22 protein-coding genes and 1 pseudogene are annotated in these 22,979 nt (G+C 71.8%); 12 read left to right on the forward strand and 11 right to left on the reverse strand.

Annotation, left to right across the window (positions count from 1 at the left end):
• Positions 1-28 precede the first annotated feature (28 nt).
• Together ACZ4K2_RS06650 and ACZ4K2_RS06655 are read left to right on the forward strand one after the other, a co-directional pair.
• Positions 29-1,459, forward strand: coding sequence for an NAD(P)/FAD-dependent oxidoreductase (locus tag ACZ4K2_RS06650; RefSeq protein ID WP_467474372.1), 1,431 nt, complete (start codon positions 29-31; stop codon positions 1,457-1,459).
• A gap of 643 nt (positions 1,460-2,102) precedes the next feature.
• On the forward strand, positions 2,103-3,920 hold the full coding sequence (locus ACZ4K2_RS06655) for a chitinase (protein ID WP_467474373.1): 1,818 nt from the start codon (positions 2,103-2,105) through the stop codon (positions 3,918-3,920).
• Between the two features lie 73 nt (positions 3,921-3,993).
• Here the strand turns inward: ACZ4K2_RS06655 and ACZ4K2_RS06660 are convergent.
• Positions 3,994-4,242: pseudogene (locus ACZ4K2_RS06660) on the reverse strand (phosphatase PAP2 family protein); the annotation flags it as partial.
• 674 nt (positions 4,243-4,916) lie between these two features.
• On the reverse strand, positions 4,917-6,251 hold the full coding sequence (gene gabT, locus ACZ4K2_RS06665) for a 4-aminobutyrate--2-oxoglutarate transaminase (RefSeq protein ID WP_467474374.1): 1,335 nt from the start codon (positions 6,249-6,251) through the stop codon (positions 4,917-4,919).
• 279 nt (positions 6,252-6,530) lie between these two features.
• Here gabT and ACZ4K2_RS06670 point away from each other — a divergent pair, with 279 nt between their 5' ends.
• From ACZ4K2_RS06670 to ACZ4K2_RS06695, 6 genes are all read left to right on the forward strand, one after another.
• Entirely contained in the window at positions 6,531-8,702 is a 2,172-nt protein-coding gene (locus ACZ4K2_RS06670) for a type IV secretory system conjugative DNA transfer family protein (protein ID WP_467474376.1), read from the forward strand.
• A gap of 111 nt (positions 8,703-8,813) precedes the next feature.
• Positions 8,814-10,391, forward strand: coding sequence for a PucR family transcriptional regulator (locus ACZ4K2_RS06675; protein WP_467474378.1), 1,578 nt, complete (start codon positions 8,814-8,816; stop codon positions 10,389-10,391).
• Between the two features lie 255 nt (positions 10,392-10,646).
• A complete protein-coding gene (locus ACZ4K2_RS06680; RefSeq protein ID WP_467474379.1) occupies positions 10,647-12,092 on the forward strand; it encodes an aldehyde dehydrogenase family protein in 1,446 nt (481 codons plus the stop codon).
• Positions 12,093-12,304: 212 nt separating this feature from the next.
• The gene (locus ACZ4K2_RS06685) at positions 12,305-14,245 is read left to right on the forward strand and encodes an acyl-CoA dehydrogenase family protein (RefSeq protein ID WP_467474381.1); all 1,941 of its coding nucleotides are present in this window, start codon (positions 12,305-12,307) and stop codon (positions 14,243-14,245) included.
• Positions 14,224-14,517, forward strand: a complete 294-nt coding sequence (locus ACZ4K2_RS06690) for a hypothetical protein (RefSeq protein WP_467474382.1) — start codon at positions 14,224-14,226, stop codon at positions 14,515-14,517. Before ACZ4K2_RS06685 ends, ACZ4K2_RS06690 begins: the two co-directional genes overlap by 22 nt.
• 159 nt (positions 14,518-14,676) lie before the next feature.
• The gene (locus ACZ4K2_RS06695) at positions 14,677-14,910 is read left to right on the forward strand and encodes a helix-turn-helix transcriptional regulator (protein ID WP_467474383.1); all 234 of its coding nucleotides are present in this window, start codon (positions 14,677-14,679) and stop codon (positions 14,908-14,910) included.
• 52 nt (positions 14,911-14,962) lie between these two features.
• Here the strand turns inward: ACZ4K2_RS06695 and ACZ4K2_RS06700 are convergent, their stop codons facing one another.
• From ACZ4K2_RS06700 to ACZ4K2_RS06715, 4 genes are all read right to left on the reverse strand, one after another.
• On the reverse strand, positions 14,963-15,088 hold the full coding sequence (locus ACZ4K2_RS06700; protein ID WP_467474385.1) for a hypothetical protein: 126 nt from the start codon (positions 15,086-15,088) through the stop codon (positions 14,963-14,965).
• A 23-nt stretch (positions 15,089-15,111) separates the two neighbouring features.
• On the reverse strand, positions 15,112-15,636 hold the full coding sequence (locus ACZ4K2_RS06705) for a glycine-rich domain-containing protein (RefSeq protein ID WP_467474386.1): 525 nt from the start codon (positions 15,634-15,636) through the stop codon (positions 15,112-15,114).
• Between the two features lie 205 nt (positions 15,637-15,841).
• Positions 15,842-16,045, reverse strand: coding sequence for a hypothetical protein (locus ACZ4K2_RS06710; protein WP_467474388.1), 204 nt, complete (start codon positions 16,043-16,045; stop codon positions 15,842-15,844).
• Between the two features lie 160 nt (positions 16,046-16,205).
• A complete protein-coding gene (locus ACZ4K2_RS06715) occupies positions 16,206-16,499 on the reverse strand; it encodes a hypothetical protein (RefSeq protein WP_467474390.1) in 294 nt (97 codons plus the stop codon).
• Positions 16,500-16,794: 295 nt separating this feature from the next.
• Between ACZ4K2_RS06715 and ACZ4K2_RS06720 the strand changes: the two genes are divergently transcribed.
• Positions 16,795-18,012 carry a helix-turn-helix domain-containing protein gene (locus tag ACZ4K2_RS06720; protein ID WP_467474391.1) on the forward strand — a complete coding sequence of 406 codons (1,218 nt, stop codon included), beginning with the start codon at positions 16,795-16,797 and terminating at the stop codon, positions 18,010-18,012.
• Here the strand turns inward: ACZ4K2_RS06720 and ACZ4K2_RS06725 are convergent.
• The gene (locus ACZ4K2_RS06725) at positions 17,993-18,655 is read right to left on the reverse strand and encodes an HAD family hydrolase (protein ID WP_467474392.1); all 663 of its coding nucleotides are present in this window, start codon (positions 18,653-18,655) and stop codon (positions 17,993-17,995) included. The two genes, ACZ4K2_RS06720 and ACZ4K2_RS06725, sit on opposite strands and share 20 nt — an antisense overlap.
• Positions 18,656-18,730: 75 nt before the next feature.
• Here ACZ4K2_RS06725 and ACZ4K2_RS06730 point away from each other — a divergent pair, with 75 nt between their 5' ends.
• Positions 18,731-18,922: a hypothetical protein gene (locus ACZ4K2_RS06730; protein ID WP_467474394.1), complete on the forward strand. Its 192-nt coding sequence runs from the start codon at positions 18,731-18,733 to the stop codon at positions 18,920-18,922.
• A 183-nt stretch (positions 18,923-19,105) separates the two neighbouring features.
• Here ACZ4K2_RS06730 and ACZ4K2_RS06735 read toward each other — a convergent pair whose 3' ends face one another.
• The 4 genes from ACZ4K2_RS06735 to ACZ4K2_RS06750 all read right to left on the reverse strand — a co-directional run bounded on the left by ACZ4K2_RS06735 (position 19,106) and on the right by ACZ4K2_RS06750 (position 21,113).
• Positions 19,106-19,435, reverse strand: coding sequence for a hypothetical protein (locus tag ACZ4K2_RS06735; protein ID WP_467474396.1), 330 nt, complete (start codon positions 19,433-19,435; stop codon positions 19,106-19,108).
• The gene (locus ACZ4K2_RS06740) at positions 19,432-19,812 is read right to left on the reverse strand and encodes a hypothetical protein (RefSeq protein WP_467474398.1); all 381 of its coding nucleotides are present in this window, start codon (positions 19,810-19,812) and stop codon (positions 19,432-19,434) included. Before ACZ4K2_RS06740 ends, ACZ4K2_RS06735 begins: the two co-directional genes overlap by 4 nt.
• 66 nt (positions 19,813-19,878) lie before the next feature.
• Entirely contained in the window at positions 19,879-20,238 is a 360-nt protein-coding gene (locus ACZ4K2_RS06745; RefSeq protein WP_467474399.1) for a hypothetical protein, read from the reverse strand.
• Positions 20,239-20,264: 26 nt separating this feature from the next.
• Positions 20,265-21,113 (reverse strand): peptidoglycan-binding protein, encoded by an 849-nt coding sequence (locus tag ACZ4K2_RS06750; protein ID WP_467474401.1) that lies wholly within the window; start codon positions 21,111-21,113, stop codon positions 20,265-20,267.
• Positions 21,114-21,409: 296 nt separating this feature from the next.
• On the opposite strand from ACZ4K2_RS06750, the gene ACZ4K2_RS06755 reads away from it, so the two are divergent.
• Positions 21,410-21,838, forward strand: a complete 429-nt coding sequence (locus ACZ4K2_RS06755) for a hypothetical protein (RefSeq protein ID WP_467474403.1) — start codon at positions 21,410-21,412, stop codon at positions 21,836-21,838.
• Positions 21,835-22,785, forward strand: coding sequence for an NAD-dependent epimerase/dehydratase family protein (locus ACZ4K2_RS06760; RefSeq protein ID WP_467474405.1), 951 nt, complete (start codon positions 21,835-21,837; stop codon positions 22,783-22,785). The genes ACZ4K2_RS06755 and ACZ4K2_RS06760 overlap by 4 nt, the downstream gene beginning before the upstream one ends.
• Positions 22,786-22,979 lie beyond the last annotated feature (194 nt).

Genomic DNA, 22,979 nt, shown 5'->3' on the forward strand with positions numbered 1-22,979 from the left:
GCGCACGCCCCTGTAGGGAGTTGAAATCATGGCCGCAAGCGCCATGAGCCGTGGCAAAGACAACTGGATCTCCGCCCTCTCCGAAGCCCAGCCGGTCCCGTACTGGCTGGAAGACCCCGGGAAGCCGGCCGCCGAGCCCGCCCTCACCGGCACCGAGACCTGCGACCTGCTCGTCGTCGGCGGCGGGTACAGCGGCCTGTGGACCGCGCTGAACGCCAAGGAGCGCGACCCGCGGCGCGACGTGGTCCTCCTGGAGGGCCGCGAGGTGGGCTGGGCCGCCTCCGGCCGCAACGGCGGCTTCTGCGCCGCGTCCCTGACGCACGGCCTGCCCAACGGCCTCACCCGCTGGCCGGACGAGATCCACAAGCTGGAGGAGCTGGGCCGGCGGAACCTCGACGGGATCGAGGAGGCGGTGGCCCGGTACGGCATCGACTGCGAGTTCGAGCGCACCGGCGAGATCGACGTCGCGACCGAGACCTACCAGGCGTGGGAGCTGCGGGACTGGCACCGGGAGCTGGAGGAGAAGGGGCTCGCCGACGGCATCGACTTCCTGGACGCCGACGCCGTGCGCGAGCAGGTGGACTCGCCCACCTTCCAGGCGGGCCTGTGGGACCGCCGGGGCGTGGCCATGCTCCACCCGGCGAAGCTGGCGTGGGGCCTGAAGGCGGCGTGCGTCAGGCTCGGCGTGCGGGTGTACGAGCACACGCCCGCCCTGACCCTGCGCGGCCACGGCGCCGGGATGGCCGTACGCACCCCGTACGGCGCCGTCCGCGCGCGCAAGGTCGCGCTCGGCACCAACATCTTCCCCAACCTGCTGCGGCGCGTGCGGTCGTACACCGTGCCGGTCTACGACTACGCGCTGATGACGGAGCCGCTCACCGAGGGGCAACTGGCGGAGATCGGCTGGCGGAACAGGCAGGGGCTCGGCGACTCGGCCAACCAGTTCCACTACTTCCGGCTGTCCGCCGACAACCGCATCCTGTGGGGCGGCTACGACGCGATCCACCACTACGGCGGCCGGGTGCGCGCCGAGTACGACGACCGGCCCGAGACGTACGCCAAGCTCGCGGGCCACTTCTTCACCTGCTTCCCGCAGTTGGAGGGCGTCCGCTTCACCCACGCCTGGGGCGGCGCGATCGACACCTGCTCCCGCTTCTCGGCGTTCTTCGGCACCGGCCACCAGGGGAAGGTCGCCTACGCGGCGGGCTACACCGGCCTCGGCGTCGGCGCGACCCGGTTCGGCGCGGACGTGATGCTCGACCTGCTGGACGGGGAGCGCACCGAGCGGACCGAGCTGGAGATGGTCCGCAAGAAGCCGCTGCCGTTCCCGCCGGAGCCCTTCGCCTGGACCGGGATCGCGCTCACCAAGTGGTCGCTGGCCCGGGCCGACGAGCACGCCGGGCGCCGCAACCTGTGGCTGCGGACGATGGACCGGCTGGGGCTGGGCTTCGACAGCTGACCCGCCCCCACGCGCCCGGCACGTCCCGTACGACCGGCGTATCCGGAGCGACTGGTGCGACTGGTGCGACCAGGACATCCGGCCGTGCGCCGGCTCGCTCCGACGGGTCGGCCGAATCCGCGTGACGCCCCCGAAGGCCTCCCTCTCTCCTCCTGGCGCGACCGCGCCGCACGGGGGCGGGAGAGGGAGGCCTCTCGCATGACCGGGGCGGAGGCGGCGGTCGAGTGGCCGGCATCCGCCGCACCGGATCCCGGGGTCTGCCGCCGGGAGTTCGAGCGCAACCCCTCGCGGTCGCCCTCCTGCCCGCGGGCCGGACCCGGGACGCGCCGGCTCGGCACCGGCAGCCGCGCCGCCGGACCCGGATCGCCGTGCCGCCGGACCCGGATCGCCGTGCCGCCGGACCCGGATCGTCGTGCCGTACCCCGGCCGGGCGGTCCACGCCGTGCGGCGGCCGGTGGCACCGGACGGATCGCGCACGCCGACCGATCCGGCACCGCTGGAACGGGCGATGCGCGAGGCGGCGGCGGGGCCGGTCCGGCGCCTTGCCGGGGACGGGTAACGGCCGGAGACCTTGACAACGGCATTGGTCTGGACCAAGTTGTGTGCGCTCCGCTCCTCCAACTCCCCGAACACGGAGGCCCCTGTGGACCGCGCAAGACGTCCCGGACCCGTCCTCGCCGTACTCACGGCCACCCTGCTGGCCGTGCCCGGCCTCACCGCGCTCTCACCGGCCGCCAGCGCGGCCGACGCGGACATCGCCGTCAACGGCGGCTTCGAGTCCGGCCTGACCGGCTGGACCTGCTCCGCCGCCAAGACGGTCGCCTCACCCGTGCACGGCGGCACCGCCGCCCTCCAGGCCACCCCGGCCGGCGGCGACAACGCCCAGTGCAGCCAGACCGTCACCGTCCAGCCGAACTCCCAGTACACGCTGTCCGGTTACGTCCGCGGCTCCTACGCCTACCTCGGCGCGAGCGGCACCGGCACCACCGACGTGTACACCTGGACCCAGTCCGCCCCCGACTGGCAGCCGCTGAGCACCACCTTCCGCACCGGCGCGAGCACGACCAAGGTCACGATCTTCACCCACGGCTGGTACGGCACCGGCACCTACCAGGCCGACGACATCACCCTGATCGGCCCCGGCGGGGGCGGCACCACCCAGCCGCCCGCCGCCCCGGCCGGCCTGCGCACCTCCTCCGTGACCTCGTCCTCCGTCGGGCTGTCCTGGTCGGCGGTGACCGGCGCCACGAGCTACGCGGTCTACCGCGACGGGGTCAAGACGCAGACGGTGACCGGCACTTCGGCCACCGTGTCCGGACTCGCGGCCTCCACCGCGTACAGCTTCCAGGTGACCGCGGTCAACGACGCCGGAGAGTCCGCGAAGTCCACCGCGGTGACCGCGACGACCAGCGCCGCGCCCGGTGGCGGCGGCGGCACGGGCGGCGACCTGCCCACCCACGCCCTCGTCGGCTACCTCCACGCGAGCTTCGCCAACGGCGCCGGCTACACCCGCCTCGCCGACGTCCCCGACAGCTGGGACGTCATCGACCTGGCCTTCGGCGAGCCCACCTCGGTCACCTCCGGTGACATCCGCTTCAACCGCTGCCCGGTCACCGAGTGCCCGAACGTGGAGAGCGACGCCGAGTTCAAGGCGGCGATCAAGGCCAAGCAGGCGGCCGGCAAGAAGGTGCTCATCTCGATCGGCGGCCAGAACGGCCAGGTCCAGCTGAACACGACCGCGGCCCGCGACACCTTCGTCTCCTCGGTCTCCAACATCATCGACACCTACGGCCTCGACGGCCTCGACGTCGACTTCGAGGGCCACTCGCTCTCGCTGAACACCAACGACACGGACTTCAAGAACCCGACCACCCCCGTGATAGTGAACCTCATCTCGGCGCTGAAGACCCTGAAGGCCAAGTACGGCGCCAAGTTCGTGCTGAGCATGGCCCCGGAGACGTTCTTCGTGCAGAACGGCTACCAGTACTACGGCACCGGCAAGTGGGGCGGCCAGGACCCGCGCTGCGGCGCCTACCTGCCGGTCATCTACGCCCTGCGCGACGACCTCACCCTGCTGCACGTCCAGGACTACAACTCCGGCCCGATCATGGGCCTGGACAACCAGTACCACTCCATGGGCGGCGCCGACTTCCACATCGCCATGACCGACATGCTCCTCACCGGCTTCCCGGTCGCCGGCGACCAGAACAACGTCTTCCCGCCGCTGCGCCCCGACCAGATCGCCATCGGCATGCCGGCCTCGACGAACGCGGGCAACGGCTACGTCTCCCCGGGCGAGGTCAACAAGGCCCTCGACTGCCTGACGAAGAAGACGAACTGCGGCTCGTACACGACCCACGGGACCTGGCCCGCGCTGCGCGGTCTGATGACGTGGTCGGTGAACTGGGACCGCTACTCGAACTGGGCGTTCCAGAAGAACTTCGACGCCTACTTCGGCTGAGCCCGGCCACGGGGGACAGGGCGGCCAGCAGCACGGTGCCCAGGCACCAGGCGGCCACCACGTCCAGCGGCCAGTGGTAGCCCCGGCGCACCAGGCCGTACGACACCCCGAGGACCAGGACCGCGCAGCCGGCCACCAGGGCATGACGGGCGGCCGGTGAGCGGAGCCGGGGCAGCAGGAACAGGGTCGCGCAGCCGTACGCGGCCATCGCCGTCGCCGTATGACCGGAAGGGAAGTAGCCGACCGCCGGGGGCACCGCGGGTGTCCCCGGCCGGGCGGTCCACTCCTTCAGCGGCACGACGACCGCCGGGACCAGCGCCATCAGGACGGCCGCGGCCAGCGCCGGCAGCCACCACCGCGCCGTCCCGGCCGCCCGGTCCCGCCACAGCACCACGGCCAGGACGAGCACGAGCACCGGGACGGCCACCTGGACCTCGCCGAGGTCCGACAGCAGCTCGGAGAACCGGTCCGGACGGACGAGGGCCCGGCTGAGCCGCGCGTCCAGGGAGAGCAGCGGGCCGTCGGCCACGACCTGCCAGGTGATCAGGGCGAGGAGAACGGCCGGGATACCCGGGACCAGGGCGCGGCGGACTGCTGTCGACACGGCGCCCAGCTTCCCAGACGGAGCGGACGGACCGGTGCGCGGGGGAAAGGAGGTCGGCCGCCTCGGAACCGGGGGGGGATGGTTCCGAGACGGCCGTCCGGACCGGAACGTCGCACGCCCCGGGGGGTTTGGGGCGGCGACCGTCCGATCGGTGAGGAGATCCCGGCGTCAGGCGCCGGTTGTGTGCGCGAGGGCACGACCGGGGCGAAGCTGGGGAGGCCTCGGCCCGGAGTCGCCCACAGTCCCCTGTGGGCGGGGTGTATTTCTCATCTGGAGAGAACCTACGGCAGGCCGGCGCGGTTGGGCAGACGGAATCCGCTCCCGCCATCCACCCCGCACACCTTCTTCACACGGCCTGCCGCAGGCGCCCCGCAGAGGTGCGGACCCACCGCTCAGATGCGCGCGAACGCCTGCTCGATGATGTCGAGGCCCTCGCCCAGCAGGTCCTCGCCGATCACCAGCGGCGGCAGGAAACGGAGCACGTTGCCGTAGGTGCCGCAGGTCAGGACCAGCAGGCCCTCGGCGTGGCACGCCTTGGCCACGGCGGCGGTGGCCTCCGGGTCCGGCTCCTTGGTCGCGCGGTCCTTGACCAGCTCGACGGCGATCATGGCGCCGCGACCGCGCACGTCACCGATGACCTCGAACTTCTCGGCCATGGCGGTGAGGCGACCCTTCATGATCTCCTCGATGCGCTTGGCCCTGCCGTTGAGGTCCAGCTCCTTCATGGTCTCGATGGCGCCGAGCGCACCGGCGCAGGCGACCGGGTTGCCGCCGTACGTGCCGCCGAGGCCGCCGGCGTGCGCCGCGTCCATGATCTCCGCGCGCCCGGTGACGGCGGCGAGCGGCAGGCCGCCCGCGATGCCCTTGGCGGTCGTGATCAGGTCCGGGACGATGCCCTCGTCCTCGCAGGCGAACCACTGGCCGGTGCGGCAGAAGCCGCTCTGGATCTCGTCGGCGACGAAGACGATGCCGTTGTCGGCGGCGAACTGGCGGATCGCCGGGAGGAAGCCCTTGGCCGGCTCGATGAAGCCGCCCTCACCGAGGACCGGCTCGATGATGATCGCGGCGACGTTGTCCGGGCCGACCTGCTTGGTGATCTGGTCGATGGCCTGCTTGGCGGCCTCCGGACCGGCGTTCTCCGGGCCGGTCGGCCAGCGGTAGCCGTACGCCACCGGCACGCGGTACACCTCGGGCGCGAACGGCCCGAAGCCGTGCTTGTACGGCATGTTCTTCGCCGTCAGCGCCATCGTCAGGTTGGTCCGCCCGTGGTACCCGTGGTCGAACACCACGACGGCCTGCCGCTTGGTGTAGGCGCGCGCGATCTTCACGGCGTTCTCGACGGCCTCGGCGCCGGAGTTGAACAGCGCGGACTTCTTCGCGTGGTCACCCGGGGTCAGCTCGGCCAGCGCCTCGGCGACGGCGACGTAGCCCTCGTACGGGGTGACCATGAAACAGGTGTGGGTGAAGTCGGCGAGCTGGGCGCTCGCGCGGCGCACGACGGCCTCGGCGGACGCGCCGACGGAGGTCACGGCGATGCCGGAGCCGAAGTCGATCAGGCTGTTGCCGTCGACGTCCTCGATGACACCGCCGCCGGCGCGCGTGACGAAGACGGGCAGCGTGGAGCCCACGCCCTGGGCGACCACGGCGGTACGGCGGGCCTGCAGCTCCTGCGACTTCGGGCCGGGGATGGCGGTGACGACGCGGCGCTCCTGCGGAAGTGCGGTCATGGGGGGCTCCCTGATGATCTTGCGTACCGGGCGGTCCCGGGCGGTACCGGGCGGTGCGTTTTCGGACGCATACCTTCTTTCTTCGCAGGCTAAGACCGCTCCCGGACGGTGGGCATGCTCCATGTGGGCGTTGTCGGCCCGCCCCGTTGTCCGCGGTGGACATAGCCCGCCCGGGCGGGTACGGCTCCTTACGGCCACGTAAGCGGTGAACTCCCCTTGCCGTGGCGTTAGATTGGCTCGCTGATGGTGGACGGACCGGCTGGTCAGGGGGCAGGGTCGATGGACAGCGACGGCACGAGGCACGCCCACGGCACACACGCCGAACCGGTACCACGGCCTACGGGGCCGGTCGAGGGACGAGTGCCGCCGATGCCGCAGGGGGCGCCTTCGATGGCCGGGGTGCCGCCGATGCCCGACGGATCGGCCTTCCTGTCCTGGCTGCACGCGCCCCGGCCGCAGGCGGCACCCGGAATCTGGCGACTGCGCTACCGGCCGCGGCCGGAAGTGGAACCCAAGAAGACCCCCACGCGGCAACTGCTGGGCGGCGCGATGATCTCGCTCCTGTGCGCGTGGCTGCTCTGCTCCCTCCTGTGGAACGGCTATCTCGGCGACTTCTGGCAGTGGCCGTGGTATGTGCTGGCCCCGGATTCCTGGGTGAGAGGAGAGGCCGGCCGTGTGGGCGGGGCCGCATCGTGGCTGTACACATGGCTGGTGTTCGGGGCGATCTTCGCGGTCTTCGGGAGGATCGGCCACTGGGGTGAGCTCTGGCGCCGCTATGGCACCCCGGCCCTGCGCGCGGCCGTGCCCGCACTGCGTTCCACCGCGCCCGCCGGCCTCGGCAGCGCCGCTGCAGACTCACCGCCCACCCCCGACCACGACCCCGCCGAGTGGCCCCAGTTGCGGCAGGCCGGGGCGTACGAGGCCGCCGAGCGGCTGGCCGCCGAGGCGCGGGCCGGGCTCATGCGGGACGTGGACCACGCCCGGATCAGCCGGGCCTGGCAGGGCGTACGGTCCGGCCGGCACAGCCTCGCCGGCTTCACCGGCGCGGTGCTGAAGGACGGCTCCGGTGCCTGCCCGCACCCCTCCGGCGAGCGCGACCTGCCCGCCCGGCACGCCCGGCACGACCTGCTCACCGGCCAGGTCCGGCTCGGCACCACCGCCGACGACCCGCGCAACCCCTACCACTACCGCGGCGCCGGTCTCGCCCTCGGCCCCGACCTGCTCGGCACCTCCCTGCTCGCCGTCGGCCCGGCCGGCTCGGGCAAGACCGGATCCCTGGTGCGGCCGCTCGCCGAGTCGCTGTGCCTGCACGCGCTGGCCGGCCGGACCTCGGTCGTGGTCGTCGGCGCGGCCGGCGCCGGGCTCGGACCGGCCGAGTCCTACGACGTCGTCGTACGCGTGGGTCACCCCGAGTCGGTCTACGACCTCGACCTCTACGGCGGCACCACCGACCCGGACGAGGCCGCCGCCATACTCGCCGAGGCCCTCGTCGGCGACCTCGCGGACCCGCACCCCGGCAGCGACAGCCGCCGGTCCACCACCGTCCTCGCCCAGCTGCTCGGCCCCTTCCACGCCGTCCACGGCCGCTTCCCCTCCGTGCCGGAACTGCGCCAGCTGCTCGACGGCGCCCCCGGCCCGCTGGCCGCGCTGCGCAAGGGGCTCACCGAGACCGGGCACGCGCCGCTGCTGCGGGAACTGGACGCCCGGGAACGGCAGATGGCCCACCCGGGTGACGTCGGCACGGTCCTCGCCGACCGGATCGCCCTGCTCGACCGGCCCGCCTTCGCCGCCTTCTTCGACACCTCCGGACAGACCCGGCCGTTCTCGCTCAAGGCGCTCGACCACCCGGTCCGGGTCCGTGTCGACCTGCCCCAGCGCGGTCACGCCGACGCCTCCCGGATCCTGGCCCGGCTCATGCTCGCCCAGTTCACCGCGTCCGTGACGGTGCGCGAGGACCGGTCGCTCTTCGCCTGCCTGGTGCTCGACGACGCCACCGGTGTCGTCACCCCGGAGGCCGTGCGCGGCGTCCAGCGGCTGCGCAGCGCCAACGCCGGCGTGGTGCTCACGCTGCGCACCCTCGACGATGTCCCCCGGCCGCTGCGCGGCCCGCTCCTCGGCGCCACGGGCTGCCGGATGGCGCTGTCCGGGCTCACCCCCTGGGACGGGCAGGACTTCGCCGAGGTGTGGGGCAAGGAGTGGACCGAGACCCGGGACGTCACCGACCGGCAGATCATCGCCGAGACCCCGGCAGGCAAGGCGGTGCACATGCTGCGCCGGGTCATCACCGGTCAGGCGCCCACGGCCCGCGCCGTCACCGTCCGCCAGGTCGAGCGGGAGCGGTGGTCCGCTTCCGAGTTGGCTCATGGGGTGCCGCCGGGGCACGCGGTGTTGTCGTTGACCACCGTGCGGGGCGAGCACGCGCCGCCGCTGCTGGTGGATCTGCGCGGCTGAGGGACCGGCGGGCCGGCCGTCGTACGGTGAGGCAGAATCGGCACAGGCCGTTCATACGTCCCGGCCAAAAGATCGCCCCGATCTCCGGACCCCGCTCACCGTGAAGGCCCCATGCCCCCGACCCTCGCCTCGCTCGTCCACCACTCCGCGCTCAAGCTGACCGTGCGCGCGGGCGAGGACCGCCTGGACGTGCCCGTCCGCTGGGCGCACGTCAGCGAGCTCGCCGACCCCGTGCCCTACATGGAGGGCGGCGAACTGCTCCTGATCACCGCGCTGAAACTGGACGCGGAGAACCCGGAGGCGATGCGGCGGTACGTGCGGCGGCTCGCCGGCGCGGGTGTCGTCGGGCTCGGGTTCGCCGTCGGCGTCAACTACGAGGAGACCCCGAAGCCCCTCGTCGACGCCTGCGCCCAGGAGGGGCTGCCGCTGCTGGAGGTGCCCCGCCGCACCCCCTTCCTCGCCATCAGCAAGGCAGTCTCCGCGGCGATCGCCGCCGACCAGTACCGCGCGGTCACGGCCGGCTTCGCCGCGCAGCGGGAGCTGACCAAGCAGGCGCTGAACACCGGCCCCGAGGGGGTCCTCACCGCGCTCGCCGCCCAGGTCGACGGCTGGTCGGCGCTGTACGACGCCTCGGGCGCCGTCGTCGCCGCCGCCCCGGAGTGGGCCGGCCGCCGCGCCGCCCGGCTCACCGCCGAGGTCGAACGGCTGCGGGAGCGCCCCGCCCCCGCCTCCGCCGTGGTCGGCGGCCCCGAGCACGAGGACCGGGTGGAACTGCACTCCCTCGGCACCGGCCGCCGCCCGCGCGCGGCCCTCGCCGTGGGGACGGCCGCCGCCCCCGGCACCGCCGAGCGGTACGCCGTCCACTCCGCCATCGCCCTGCTCACCCTCACCACCGAGCGCTCCCGCTCCCTGCACGCGGCCGAGCAGCGCGTCGGCTCGGCGGTGCTGCGGATGCTCCTGGCCGGGGAACCGGACCACGCCCGCGCCGTCGCCGGAGACCTGTACGGCGGGCTCCTGGACGCCCCGTTCCGGATGATCGTCGCCGAGTCCGGCTCCGGCACGGCGGGGGAGGCGCTGAGCGAGCTCGCGGAGACCGTGGAGTCCGCCGCGGCCCGCGCCGGGGAGGCCGTGCTGGTGGTCCCCGAGGGCGAGCGGCTGGTGGTGCTGGCCGCCGACGGGGGCGCCGCGGTCTCCGCGTGCGCCGCGGCCGCCGCGGCGCGGGAGGCCGAGCGGGCGCTGCCCGAGCAGGGCCGCGCGGACGAGGACGAACTGGTCGTCGGCCTCTCGGCGCCCTCCGGGCCGATCGCGGCGGCCGCCGCGTACAAGCAGGCCGAGCAGGCGCTGTCGGTGGCGCGGCGGCGCGGCCGGGTGCTCGTGGAGCACGAGCGGCTGGCGGCGGGCTCCGTGCTGCCGCTGCTGGCGGACGACGCGGTCAGGGCGTTCGCCGACGGGCTGCTGCGGGCGCTGCACGAGCACGACGCGACGGGCCGGGGCGATCTGGTCACCTCGCTGCGGGCCTGGCTGTCCCGGCACGGGCAGTGGGACGCGGCCGCCGCCGACCTGGGGGTCCACCGGCACACCCTGCGGTACCGGATGCGCCGGGTCGAGGAGATCCTCGGGCGGAGCCTGGACGATCCCGACGTGCGGATGGAGCTCTGGCTCGCCCTGAAGGCGACCTCGGGGGAGTGAGCGCCCGCGTCCGGCGCCCGGACCGGCGCCGCCGCCGCACCGATCGAGACGCACCGGCCGAGAAGCAGCGACCGGGAAGCACCGGCCGAGAAGCAGCGACCGGGAAGCACCGGCCGAGGCGCACCAGCACGCCAAAGCGGAGTGCCCCCCGTCCCGACTGCTACGGGTCGGACAAACGACCCCCGGTCGCCCCCGCCCTACCGTGGACCTCGCAAGCCAAGCACACCTCCAACGCGGAAGGGCCGGGACTCGTACATGACTTCCACCCATGCCTTCTGGCTCGCCGGCCGCCAGGTCACCGGCGAGGACACCTTCGACGTCACCTCCCCGTGGGACGGCCGGCTCGTCGGCACGGTCAGCGTGCCGACCGACGCCCAGGTCGAGGAGGCCGTGGCCGCCGCGTACGCCGTGCGGGACGAGTTCGCCGCCACCGCGGCGCACGTCCGCGCCGCCGCGCTGGACCACGTGAGCAAGCGGCTGGCCGAGCGCACCGAGGAGATCGCCCAGCTGATCTCCGCCGAGAACGGCAAGCCGATCAAGTGGGCCCGCGGCGAGGTCGGCCGCGCGGTCTCCGTGTTCCGGTTCGCCGCCGAGGAAGCCCGCCGGTTCAACGGCGGGGAGGCCCAGCGGCTCGACACCGACGCCGGCGGCCAGGGCCGGCTCGGGCTCACCCGCCGCTTCCCGAAGGGCGTCGTGCTCGGCATCGCGCCGTTCAACTTCCCGCTGAACCTGTGCGCCCACAAGGTGGCCCCGGCGATCGCGGCCGGCGCCCCGATCATCCTGAAGCCGGCGCCCGCGACCCCGCTGTCGGGTCTGATCCTCGGCGACCTGCTCGCCGAGACCGACCTGCCGGCCGGGTCCTGGTCGATCCTGCCGGTCACCAACGAGAGCATGCCCGCCCTGGTCCAGGACGAGCGCCTGCCGGTCATCTCCTTCACCGGTTCCGAGAAGGTCGGCTACGCGATCATGGACTCGGTGCCGCGCAAGCACTGCACCCTGGAGCTGGGCGGCAACGGCGCCGCGGTCGTCCTCGGCGACTACGCCTCCGACGCCGACCTGGACTGGGCCGCGACCCGCATCGCGACCTTCTCCAACTACCAGGGCGGCCAGTCCTGCATCTCCGTGCAGCGCGTGATCGCCGATGCCGCCGTGTACGACCGGCTGCTGCCGCGCATCGTCGCCGCCGTCGAGGCCCAGGTCACCGGCGACCCGACGGACGCCAAGACCGACGTCGGCCCGCTGGTCAGCGAGGACGCCGCCCTGCGCGTGGAGTCGTGGGTCAAGGAGGCCGTCGAGGCCGGCGCCACGCTGCTCACCGGTGGCGACCGCGACGGCGCCTCCTACGCGCCGACCGTCCTCACCGACGTACCGGCGGACACCACGCTCGCCCGCGAGGAGGTCTTCGGACCCGTCCTCACCGTGCAGAAGGTCGACGGCGAGGACGCGGCGTTCGCCGCGGTCAACTCCTCCAAGTACGGCCTCCAGGCGGGCGTGTTCACCCACGACCTCCAGGTCGCCTTCCGGGCCCACCGCGCCCTGGAGGTCGGCGGCGTGGTCATCGGCGACGTCCCGTCCTACCGTGCCGACCAGATGCCGTACGGCGGCGCCAAGCTGTCCGGCGTCGGCCGCGAAGGCGTGCGGTTCGCCATGGAGGACTACACCTACGAGCGCGTACTGGTTCTCACCGGTCTCGCGCTCTGACCTGCCACGGACAGGTCAGGAACCGAACGGCCGCAGCCCACTGTGCGGGGGCTGCGGCCGTTCGCCGTGTCCGCCCGGCCGACGGGGCCCGCACCGCCCGATCGGACCGCGAGGGGTGGTGGGTCCGGCCCGCTTCGGGTACGAACGATCCAGTAGACCCGGTCGGTAGTGAACGGTCCCAGTCGTCCCCCCTCGCGGCGAGGTGAGCCTCCATGTCCGCCACCACCACTCCACGCACCACCGTCACCGAGCGCGAGGCCCGGCAGGTGGCGGAGGCCGCCCGCGAGCAGGACTGGCGCAGGCCCAGCTTCGCCAGGGAACTGTTCCTCGGGCGTTTCCGGCTCGACCTCATCCACCCCCACCCGCTGCCCGACGCCGAGTCCGTCCGGCGCGGCGAGGAGTTCCTGGCCCGGCTCCGCGCGTTCTGCGAGACGACGGTCGACCCCGCCCGCATCGAGCGCGAGGCCCGCATCCCCGACGAGGTCGTGGCCGGCCTGAAGGAACTCGGCGCCCTCGGCATGAAGATCGAGCCCCGCTACGGCGGCCTCGGCCTCAGCCAGCTCTACTACAACAAGGCCCTCGCCCTGGTCGGCTCGGTCAGCCCCGCCGTCGGCGCGCTGCTCTCCGCCCACCAGTCGATCGGCGTGCCGCAGCCGCTGAAGATGTTCGGCACCCAGGAGCAGAAGGACGCCTTCCTGCCCCGCTGCGCCCGCACCGACATCTCGGCCTTCCTGCTCACCGAGCCGGACGTGGGCTCCGACCCGGCCCGCCTCGCCACCACGGCCGTACCGGACGGCGACGACTACGTCCTCGACGGGGTCAAGCTGTGGACCACCAACGGGGTGGTCGCCGACCTGCTCGTCGTCATGGCCCGGGTGCCGGAGTCCGAGGGGCACCGGGGCGGCATCACCGCGTTCGTGGTCGAGGCCGGCGCCGAGGGCGTCACCGTCGAGAACCGCAACGCCTTCATGGGCCTGCGCGGCATCGAGAACGGCGTCACCCGCTTCCACCGGGTCCGGGTCCCGGCCGCCCACCGCATCGGCCCCGAGGGCGCCGGGCTGAAGATCGCGCTCACCACCCTCAACACCGGCCGGCTGTCGCTGCCCGCCATGTGCGCGGGCGCCGGCAAGTGGTGCCTGAAGATCGCCCGCGAGTGGTCGGCGGAGCGCGAGCAGTGGGGGAAGCCGGTCGCGCTGCACGAGGCCGTGGGCTCCAAGATCAGCTTCATCGCGGCCACCACGTTCGCGCTGGAGGCCGTGCTCGACCTGTCCTCCCAGATGGCCGACGAGGACCGCAACGACATCCGCATCGAGGCCGCCCTAGCCAAGCTCTACGGCTCCGAGATGGCCTGGCTGATGGCCGACGAACTGGTGCAGATCCGCGGCGGCCGCGGTTACGAGACGGCCGAGTCCCTCAAGGCGCGCGGCGAACGCCCGGTGCCGGCCGAGCAGATCCTGCGCGACCTGCGCATCAACCGCATCTTCGAGGGCTCCACGGAGATCATGCACCTGCTGATCGCGCGGGAGGCCGTGGACGCCCACCTCGCGGTCGCCGGCGACCTCATCGACCCCGGCAAGTCCCTCGCCGACAAGGCGAAGGCGGGCGCGAGCGCGGGCCTCTTCTACGCCCGGTGGCTGCCGAAACTGGTCGCCGGCCCCGGCCAGCTACCCCGTTCCTACGGCGAGTTCCGGCACGGCGTCGACCTCTCCCGGCACCTGCGCCACGTCGAGCGCACCGCCCGCAGGCTGGCCCGCTGCACCTTCTACGCCATGTCCCGCTGGCAGGGCCGGATGGAGACCAAGCAGGGCTTCCTGGGCCGGGTCGTGGACATCGGCGCCGAACTGTTCGCGATGAGCGCTGCCTGCGTCCGCGCCGAGCGGCTGCGCGCCGAGGGCGACCACGGCCGCGCCGCCTACCAGCTCGCGGACGCCTTCTGCCGCCAGTCCCGGATCCGGGTGGACGAACTCTTCGCACGCCTGTGGACCAACACCGACGACCTGGACCGCAAGGTCGTCCAGGGCGTCCTCGGCGGGGTGTACACCTGGCTGGAGGAGGGCGTCCTCGACCCCTCGGGGGACGGCCCCTGGATCGCCGACGCCAGTCCGGGCGAAAGCCCTCACGCAAGTGTGCGGTGGCCGTATGGCAGCAGGTGAAGCCCGCCAAGTCAAAGCTCGTCGAGCAGATTCAGCATGTCATCCAGACGGGTACAGAGCCGCCCGACGATGAGGATGAGGCCAGCCTGGTCCAGTTGCACGAGGTCTTCCGCGCGGGCGGTTTCCAGGTCGCGTTGAGCGTAGTCGACGCGGGCCCGCTGGAGGTCAGTGAGGCGCCCTGCGAAGGGGCTGGGGGGCTCATCGGTCATGCGTGCCTCGCGTGCGTTGCTGGTGGGTTGCGTCTGATCGACAATTTGTTGAACGGCGCATGAATCGTTGGCCTGCTAGTTACCAAAAGGCAAGGGGTGAAATCTCACGACACTCGAACGAGTGTTTTACCCGAAGGAGGGTTGCGTGATGGCTGAAAGTCCCACTCGTGATGTACCAGCGCTGGTACAGACAATGATCAAGGCGGCGGCCAGCGTGTATGCGTGCCATCTGATCCCCTGCCCGCCTGGGTACTCACCCGCCGCCGGGCCATCGGGGAAGCCGTCCGTGCAGCGCGCGGCGCCCGGAAGTTAACCCAGGAGCAACTGGGGGAGCTCACCGGCCTCGACCGCAAGACGATCAACCGGATCGAACAGGGCGCCTACGCGACATCCATCGACTACCTGCTGGTGATCGCCGACGCCTTGAACGTGCCGCTCTCCGACCTCGTCCGCTGAACGGGTGAGGCCCGACCGGCAGGCGCCCGCCGCCGAGCCCCAGGCGGTGCAGTCAGCCCTTCGGCGGGATGACGAATCCCCGCCGCGGCTGCGGCTCCGGGTCACGCGAGCTCGGCGCCTGAGCGCGTCGCAACGCCGCCACCAGTTCCGCGTACCGCGGATCGATCCACTCGGACATGCCGCCTCCTTTCGCGAGGAAGGCTAGGCGACGCCGGGCTTCTTCGGGATGAGGACGATCGGACCGCTGTCGTCGGAGTGCTGGCACTTTGCCGCCACCGACACCAGCGACTCGTCGCCCGGTGCGACCCACAGCTCGGCGTCCACGTCCCAGCCCAGCCCCTCGATCGCCTCGCGGGTCCGGTCCAGGATCGCCGGGTCGTAGTTTTCCGGGCCGTAGCCCGGGGTGTGATGGAGCATCCGGCCGGCGAGCCGCTCGCACAGATCGGCGTACACCGCGGTGTGGACCAGCAGGGCGTGCCAGCCCTCGTCCACGATCCGCGACGGGACCAGGCCGGCAGTCGGATGCGTCGCGCAGGCCGCCACGAACTTCAGCGCCTCCTCCACGATCCGCCCGGCGAGCTCCTCGCTCATGCCGGGGTTGGCGTCGAGCACCGTGCGGCGGCAGCTGGTGAATGCCTCGTCGGTGATGAGCATGCGCGCGATCACGGTCGGCGGCTTGGGGTCGACGGGCCCGCCGTCCGGGGTGGGTCCGGGAGGTATCGTCATCGTGATCTCCGTTTCGCTGCTTGCGGATGGGGACACGCCCGGGCCGCGTTCTTCGCGGGATGCCGGTCCGGGCGCTGACTGACTGTGCAGTGGACGGGCCCGCCGCCGGGCCACGGTTCCCCGGCGGCAGGCCCTCGCGCGGCCACCCGCCTACTCCTCCGGGTGGCCTGCCCGGCGCGCGGCCTCAGCGCGCCGGAGTCTGTGGTCACGCGCCGAACCGACGCGCGGGATACCTCTGCTGAGGCGCCGGCTGGCAGCGACGCTTGTGGACGTGGAGCGTCACACCCGGGCCGGACGCCGCGTGGTGGTCGACGGTGCGGTAGGGCTCGTCCTGGCGGATCGGCTGATCACAGCGGGCGCAGACCATCAGGCGCCCGCCGTCCCGCGCGCCCTCGCGCAACTGCGGCATGCGTACACCTCGACGCTCAGGTCGTGGGCGCCGCTGCAGCCCTTGGCGCGCCCAACGGACACCCCGCCAGCTTGCAGCGAGGCGGTGCACCAGACGCAGGCCCAGCCCGAGTACTGCGCCCGCGTCAACGAAGTCGAGGGTGGCAGTACCGCGGGGGCGGTCACCTGGCCTGCTCCTCGCCGATCCGAGGGCCGAAGGCGTCCTCGATCGCCGCGAGCAGGGCGGTCGGGTCTGTGAGCCAGCCATCCTCGCCGGGACAGATCCGCCAGTGCGGGCCTGGCCCCTCCGTGCGCCGCGTCGGTGGAATCGCGAGCGTGGAACCGGAACCGAGCGCCCGAGTGTTCTGCACGTTCCAACTGGCGGCCGTGCCTACCGGGACGAAGTAGTAGACGACGCCAGCCGAGCTGACCGGGTCTTCGATGACGGCTCCGCAGCGCGTGCCGAGGATGGCCATGGCGGCGAGCCCGACACTGCGTGGTACTCGGACGGCGTCCCAGTCCTGTCCGGCGTCCTGGAGGGTGGCTCCTGCAGCGGACGGTAGTCGGGTGGGCGGCATCGTGGACTCCTCAGCACCGGATGTGATCTGGTGCACATTAGGTTGGCCCTGATGTGGTGTCAGTCCGAGGACTCTGAGAGGTCTCTTTGTGTCACCGAAGAGGACTTTTCTTGCACCGAGTGGGTGAGCGGTAGCCAACCACCGGACCCGTAGCGACACTTGACCCGTACGTGTCGACGACGGAGGTGCCGCGGTGGCAGGAAACCCAAGACTCAAGGCGGCGCGGATCGCAGCCGGATACGTGAGCCAACAGGCACTCGCCGACGCACTCCGCGTCGGTGTACGGCAAGTCCGCCGCTGGGAGTCAACCACCCCACCCTGGCCGCACCCCGAACAGGGACAAGCCCTTGAACGGCTCCTCGGCCAAAATCTCGAAGCGCTCGGCTTCACCCCGCCCGGCGGCGCGCCCGCAGACCGATCCCGCCGTACCGTCCTCGCAGCAACCGCCGCCGCGGTCGGCCTGGCCGCAGTGCCTACCCAGGCCGCAACCATGCAGCCTGCCAGCGCCGCGGACGACTATCAGGCCGTGACCCGCTCCCACCGGCGCCTGTACTGGTCCGTCGCACCGGCCACCCTCCACCCCGCCGCGGACGCGCACGCCACCCTCGGCTGCGCACTGCTCTCCGAGACAGCAGGCCAAACCCGAGCAAGGATCGCGGCAGCCCTCGCCGAAACACTGCTGCTCGCCGGCCGAATCGAGTTCTTCGATATGCGCGTCGCCGACCGGGCGCAGCAAACCCTGCTTCGCGCACTCCAGGCCGCAGGCGAGGCCGACGACGCGCTACTGGGCGCCGCGATCCTGGCGCACACCGCGTTCATCCCCGGCTGGGACGGGCGACGCGACGAAGCCGTGGAGCGGATGGTGGCCGCACGCACCTACGCCCGCCGCGGACCAGCCTCCACCGAGCTGCTCGCCTGGCTCGACGCGGTGGAGGCAGAATGCGAAACCCGCTGCGGCAACCCCCGCACCGCCCTGCACCTCATCGGACACGCCGAAGACATCCTCGCGCGAGGCGGCGAGCACACGTCGCCCGAGTGGCTCGACTGGTTCAACCCCGTCCGCCTGGCAGCCTTCAAGGGAAACACCCAGCTGCGCGCCGGGCACCTCCCGCAGGCCCGGACCACACTGCTGGGCGTTCTCGACGGGCTCAGCCCGGCCGAGGAAAAGCAACAGACAGTCGTGCTGGGCGACCTGGCCGCCGTCGAGGCCGCCGCCGGCGACCCGGAGGCAGCCTGCGAGTACGCAGTCCGCGCGCTCGATCAACTCGAACGCACCTGGTACGCGATGGGTATGGACCGAGTGCGGGGAGTACGGCGCGCTCTGGCCCCCCACCAGCACGAGCAGTGCGTCCGCGACCTGGACGACCGGCTATACGGATGGTCGACGACCGTCAGCGCGCTCGCCCGTTGAAGTCGACGATCAGCGGCGACAGTTCGAGGAGGCTCTCCACCCGGAAAGTGGGAAGCCTCCTCGCTTCCTCCGTCTTCCACTGGATCGTGGCCCACGGCCCGCGGTGCACGAGCGCCGTGTGCATCCCGGCCGCCGCCGCGGGCCGGATGTCGTTGTCGATTCGGTCGCCGACGTACAGCATCTCGCCCAGCTCGGCCGGGACGACGTCCGCGACGCGGTCAAAGAAGGCCCGGTTCGGCTTGCTCGCGCCCCAGTCGTCCGAGGTACCGATCAGATCGACGTCCGGGGTGAACAACTCACGCAAGATCTTCCCGGCTCGAACCGTCTGGTTCCCGGCGATACCGAGCCACAGCCCGTCAGCACGAAGCGCAGCCAGCGCGTCACGAACATCCGGATAGAGATCATCCTCATCGAACGTCTCCGGCTGCCCAGTCTCCGCACGACGCTCACGCTCGGCATACAGATCGAAGCCAGGACGGAACTCGACGAACGTCTCGCGGTAATCGCGGCCCTGGGCGATGACAGCACCGAACATCGCGGCGAAGGTATGCCGGGGTACACCCAGCCAGTCAGCCCAGGTGCCGTACTCCCGAGTCTCGTCCACGAGGCACTCGCCAACGTCGAAAATCACAGCGCGAATCATGCGGGCAGATTACCGGCGCCAGCCCGCGCGACCATGCCGTATGTGCACGCGGGGACCGGCCGATAAGCTGGGCCCATGTCCCCCGACTCCTCGCCCCAGGGCGCAGCGCGTGCTGCTGACGAGATCAACGAGGAGATCCGCGCGTTCTGGCTACGGCCCGGCGCGCATCCGACATTGCCGCTGTCACACGAGCAGCGGACGCGGTATCAGCAGCTGCTCGCAGAGCTCCGGCGGGTGGAGCTGGGAAGCATCACTGCGGCCGCGTAAGGCTTCACCGCTCCGCGACCCTGAGGTAGATCGACCACTCATCGACCAGCCCCCCAGCCGTCACGATCTGACAGACCACCGTGTACACGCCGTCGACGCCCCTGAGACTTGATGAGGATGACGGTGCCCCCAACACTGGGCGCCCGACCTCATGAGTCCGGCGGCTGGGCACGGCACCCATGGTCAGACTCCAGTCCGGTTGTACTCGTCCACCAACGGATGGGCGGGCTCCGGCTCGATCCCCGCCCGGGTCATCTGCCTGCACCAGCGATCCGCGCTCCACGAAAACGCTCGCAGGATCGCCTCAGTACGCGACTGCCGCTGCCGGAGATCGCTGTTCTCCTTGTCGACCCGCTCCACCGTCGCCTGCAGCACGGCGAAATCCTGCGCCTTCGCCTGCGGTGCCGTCTGGATTGAGGCTGCCGCCCGCCCTCCCCGGTACGTGAAATACCCGGTGACGATCACCCCTATGACCGTCACCATCGCGCCGGCCAGCCCCACCCATCCGTTCAACCGGATCTCCTCTCGACCACCGGGCCGGGCGGATCCGGTGATCCGGCCTCAGGCGGGACTCGCGATGCGCACCAGATCACCCCACAGTGCGACGTCATGTACCAAACGAAAATCCATAGGCCGCGGCCGTAGCCGTCCACCAGGCCGGCCCAGCCGTAGGCAAATGCCCACAGCGCGGGGGGTATGGATGCGGCGACGAATCCCCAGGTGTCCTGGGCGAAGCGCATCCAAGCCGAGGTGAACGTGGCGAGGCCGAACAGGATCCACGCGGACGCCCAGCAGTGCAGTGGCGCGACTTGTGCCAGTACTTGCAGGCCGTCGGTCTGCGGGGGTTCGATGATCATGCCGACGCCCCAGCAGACCTTGCCCACGCCCATGAAAAAGAGGAAGGGCCCGCGGCGGCCCAGGTGCCCGCTGAACCAGGTTGCCGCGCGAGCCCTCACTCAGACGCTCCGGGGCGGGACCTGGCCGCCGGTGGCGGGCCCGGCCGGTGTGATGTGACCGCGGGCGATGAAGACCAGGACTGCCAGCACGAGCGCGTTCAGCGACCCGACGGTCTCCGGGGCGACGTTGAAGTGGAACGCGGCGAGCAGCGCGATCACCGCGGCGACCAGGCCGGTGAACGCGGACGGGGCGACCGGTCGGGTCATCGCGGCGGTGACCGCTGCGAACACGGCACTGATGACGGCGACGATCGCGCCGGCCTGGTCGGAGGTGAGTCCGATGCCGAAGGTGACGGCGAGGCTGAGGCCGGCACTGATGATGCCGAGGACGAGGGCGGGTTCGCGGCCGAAGATTCTCACAGGGGGTTCCTCTCGGAGGGGGCGGGTCAGACGTTGGGGACCTTGAGGCGGTCCCAGGTGGTCGCGCCGGGCGGCCAGTCGCCGGGATAGCCGCACTCGCGCTGCCAGGCCTCGTAGGACGCCTTGTCGCCGCTGCCGATGACGTCCTTGTTCTTCGAGGACTGGTAGTGGTTGCAGCCGACCGCGACGAGCCGGTCGTGCATCGCGGCGACGATCGGGGATTTGCGGCCCATCGTGAACCATGCAGCGCCGGGGAACGGCTCGTACTTCGGCTTGGCCGGGGTCGGGGCGGTGCCGACGAAGCCGGGCCATGAGCCGGGGTCCTGGTGGTTGTTCTCGGGTACTTGCGAGTGGGCGTACCAGCCGGCTGTCGTCTCCCACACCGGCTCGCTGCGGCGTGAGGTGAAGTCGGCGGGGTGGCCCATGGGCCAGGTGTTGGGCACGCCCCAGGAGTGAATCCATGCCTGCAGTTCGGGCCAGCCCTTGCACGGGGTGTCGATGAGCCGGAGGTAGACCTTGCCGTCGACCCGGCAGTACGGGAAGAACAGAGCCTCGACCTGGATCACGACGGCCCCGGCGCGGTTGGTGCGGGTGCCGCCGGGGGCGTCGGCCAGGCTCTTGGAGCGGGAGTTGGCGGGGACGAATTGCGTGCGCCGCCCGGTGAACGGATCCCAGAGGATGTGCGGTGCGACTCCGCGGCCGCCGCCGGAGAAGTACTGCTGCAGGTTCTCGTAGGGGACGAGGTCGATCGGCTTGGCCGGGCTGGCGTTCTTGTCCCAGGTGATGTGGCCCACTGCCTTGGCGGGGCCACCGTCGCACGGCTGGTGGTCGCCTATGTCGAGCCGGGTCGCGCCCGGCATCCAGAGGTCGGGCATCTGTCCTCCCAGAGGGTTACGTCCCTTGGAATCGTAGCCCGCAATGCCTCTCCAACCTACGAATCGTAGGCTACAGTTCGGATCGGCTCTTTCGCTCAGAGGGCCTGCGGCAGGGACGTGTCCGTGCGGGTCGCGTCCCTGCCGCTGCGCGACCCGCACCCACCCGCACAAACCCGCACTGGAGCAGTTGATATGGCCGGTATCTGCGCCGCGCTCGCGGCTCTCTTCGCGTTTGTCGTCCCCGCCCACCCTGCCGAGGCCCGCATCGCGCCCGCGCCCACCGCCAGGAGCAGCCGATGACCGGCCCCTGCCCGCGCCCCGAATACAGCGCCGCCACCCACACCGACGGCTGGGGCAACCCCGCGCGCTGCCCCCATGAGGCGCCCACGCCCGACACCGGCCAGCGCTGCCCTCGCTGCGACTGCCCCGACGGCCACATCCAGTGCGACCACTGCAAGGTCTGCCCCCACGCGGACAGGACCCTCAGCCTGACGGCCACCAGGACACCTGCGTTCGCCGTCGCGGAGCTGGCTGCGCCGAACATCGTCATCCTCAGTGCCGACGGCCGCACCCCGCTCGTCACGATCCACCCCACTGGCGAGTTGGAGTACGGGCCCGGCTACACCCCCGACGAAGCCGCACGCCGCTTCTGGGCCGCCCTCCGCCGTCACGCGCCCACCCGCTGCCCGAACTGCGCCCACACCAGCAAGGAGACGCACGCATGAAGATCGGCATCACCGGCGGCGCCGGATTCATCGGCGGCCACGTCGCCGACGAGATCGCCCGCCGCGGCCACGAACCCGTCATCTTCGACCACCTCGGCCGCACCGCCCGCAGCAACATCCCCGAGGCGTACCGGCCCGTCCTCATGGGCGACGTCCGCGACCCCGTCGCCATGACAGAGCTCGCCGCCCACGTCGACGGCATCATCCACCTCGCCGCCTGCCTCGGCACCCAAGAGACCATCCAGAACCCGCGGCCGGCCACCGAGACCAACGTGCAGGGCGGTCTCAACTTCTTGGAGGCCATCGCCCAGTACGACATACCCGGCGTGTACATCGGGGTCGGCAACCACTGGATGAACAACACCTACTCGATCAGCAAGACCACGATCGAGCGGTTCGCCGCGATGTTCAACAAGGAGCGCGGCACCCGCTGCAACGTCGTCCGGCTCGTCAACGCCTACGGTCCGCACCAGTCGGTGGCGCCGCCGTTCGGCGCGGCGAAGGTCCGCAAGATCACGCCCTCGTTCGTGTGCCGCGCGCTGACCGGCGCGCCGATCGAGGTGTACGGCGACGGTCGGCAGGTCTCCGACATGGTCCACGTCACCGACGGCGCGAAGGCCCTCGTATCCGCGCTGGAGCGGGCGGCCGCCGGCGTCGTCCTGGAGCAGGCCGTCGAGGTCGGGCCAGCCGAGCACCGCACGGTGAACGAGGTCGCCGAGCTCGTCATCAAGGCCGCGGTCGAGCTGGGCTACGACGAGGTGCCGCTGACGCACCTGCCGATGCGGCCGGGGGAGATCCCGGGCGCGCAGGTGACTGCTGATGTCAGCACGCTGCCGCTGGTGGGAATGAGCGCGGAGGAGCTGGTGCCGCTGGAAGAGGGGATCGCGGACGTGGTGGCCTGGTACGCCCACGAATGGCTGCCGCGCCACCTGGCCAACGCGGCGTAGGGGGCGGTCATGCCCCGGCGGACAACCGCACTGCTGATCCCGTGCCCCTGGTCCGGTGACGAGTTCGATCCCGTGCCGCGCAGCTACTGGGCCTGGGTCTGGTTGTACACGCGCACCCGCAGGCTGCGGCACCACCTCGGCCTGCACGACTACGAGTATGTCTACGCGCTGCACGGGCGCCGCTGTACTTGGTG

Source organism: Streptomyces sp. NPDC025833 (assembly GCF_055558055.1).

What these genes read in the sequence shown, in the direction of transcription:
- ACZ4K2_RS06680 (WP_467474379.1), top strand. Translation starts at nt 10,647, where the DNA reads ATGACTTCCACCCATGCCTTCTGGCTCGCCGGCCGCCAGGTCACCGGC.
- gabT (WP_467474374.1), bottom strand. Translation starts at nt 6,251, where the DNA reads ATGACCGCACTTCCGCAGGAGCGCCGCGTCGTCACCGCCATCCCCGGC.
- ACZ4K2_RS06705 (WP_467474386.1), bottom strand. Translation starts at nt 15,636, where the DNA reads ATGACGATACCTCCCGGACCCACCCCGGACGGCGGGCCCGTCGACCCC.
- ACZ4K2_RS06725 (WP_467474392.1), bottom strand. Translation starts at nt 18,655, where the DNA reads ATGATTCGCGCTGTGATTTTCGACGTTGGCGAGTGCCTCGTGGACGAG.
- ACZ4K2_RS06755 (WP_467474403.1), top strand. Translation starts at nt 21,410, where the DNA reads ATGACCGGCCCCTGCCCGCGCCCCGAATACAGCGCCGCCACCCACACC.
- ACZ4K2_RS06715 (WP_467474390.1), bottom strand. Translation starts at nt 16,499, where the DNA reads ATGGCCATCCTCGGCACGCGCTGCGGAGCCGTCATCGAAGACCCGGTC.
- ACZ4K2_RS06740 (WP_467474398.1), bottom strand. Translation starts at nt 19,812, where the DNA reads ATGGGCGTGGGCAAGGTCTGCTGGGGCGTCGGCATGATCATCGAACCC.
- ACZ4K2_RS06710 (WP_467474388.1), bottom strand. Translation starts at nt 16,045, where the DNA reads ATGCCGCAGTTGCGCGAGGGCGCGCGGGACGGCGGGCGCCTGATGGTC.
- ACZ4K2_RS06760 (WP_467474405.1), top strand. Translation starts at nt 21,835, where the DNA reads ATGAAGATCGGCATCACCGGCGGCGCCGGATTCATCGGCGGCCACGTC.
- ACZ4K2_RS06700 (WP_467474385.1), bottom strand. Translation starts at nt 15,088, where the DNA reads ATGTCCGAGTGGATCGATCCGCGGTACGCGGAACTGGTGGCGGCGTTG.
- ACZ4K2_RS06685 (WP_467474381.1), top strand. Translation starts at nt 12,305, where the DNA reads ATGTCCGCCACCACCACTCCACGCACCACCGTCACCGAGCGCGAGGCC.
- ACZ4K2_RS06730 (WP_467474394.1), top strand. Translation starts at nt 18,731, where the DNA reads ATGTCCCCCGACTCCTCGCCCCAGGGCGCAGCGCGTGCTGCTGACGAG.
- ACZ4K2_RS06670 (WP_467474376.1), top strand. Translation starts at nt 6,531, where the DNA reads ATGGACAGCGACGGCACGAGGCACGCCCACGGCACACACGCCGAACCG.
- ACZ4K2_RS06750 (WP_467474401.1), bottom strand. Translation starts at nt 21,113, where the DNA reads ATGCCCGACCTCTGGATGCCGGGCGCGACCCGGCTCGACATAGGCGAC.
- ACZ4K2_RS06675 (WP_467474378.1), top strand. Translation starts at nt 8,814, where the DNA reads ATGCCCCCGACCCTCGCCTCGCTCGTCCACCACTCCGCGCTCAAGCTG.
- ACZ4K2_RS06650 (WP_467474372.1), top strand. Translation starts at nt 29, where the DNA reads ATGGCCGCAAGCGCCATGAGCCGTGGCAAAGACAACTGGATCTCCGCC.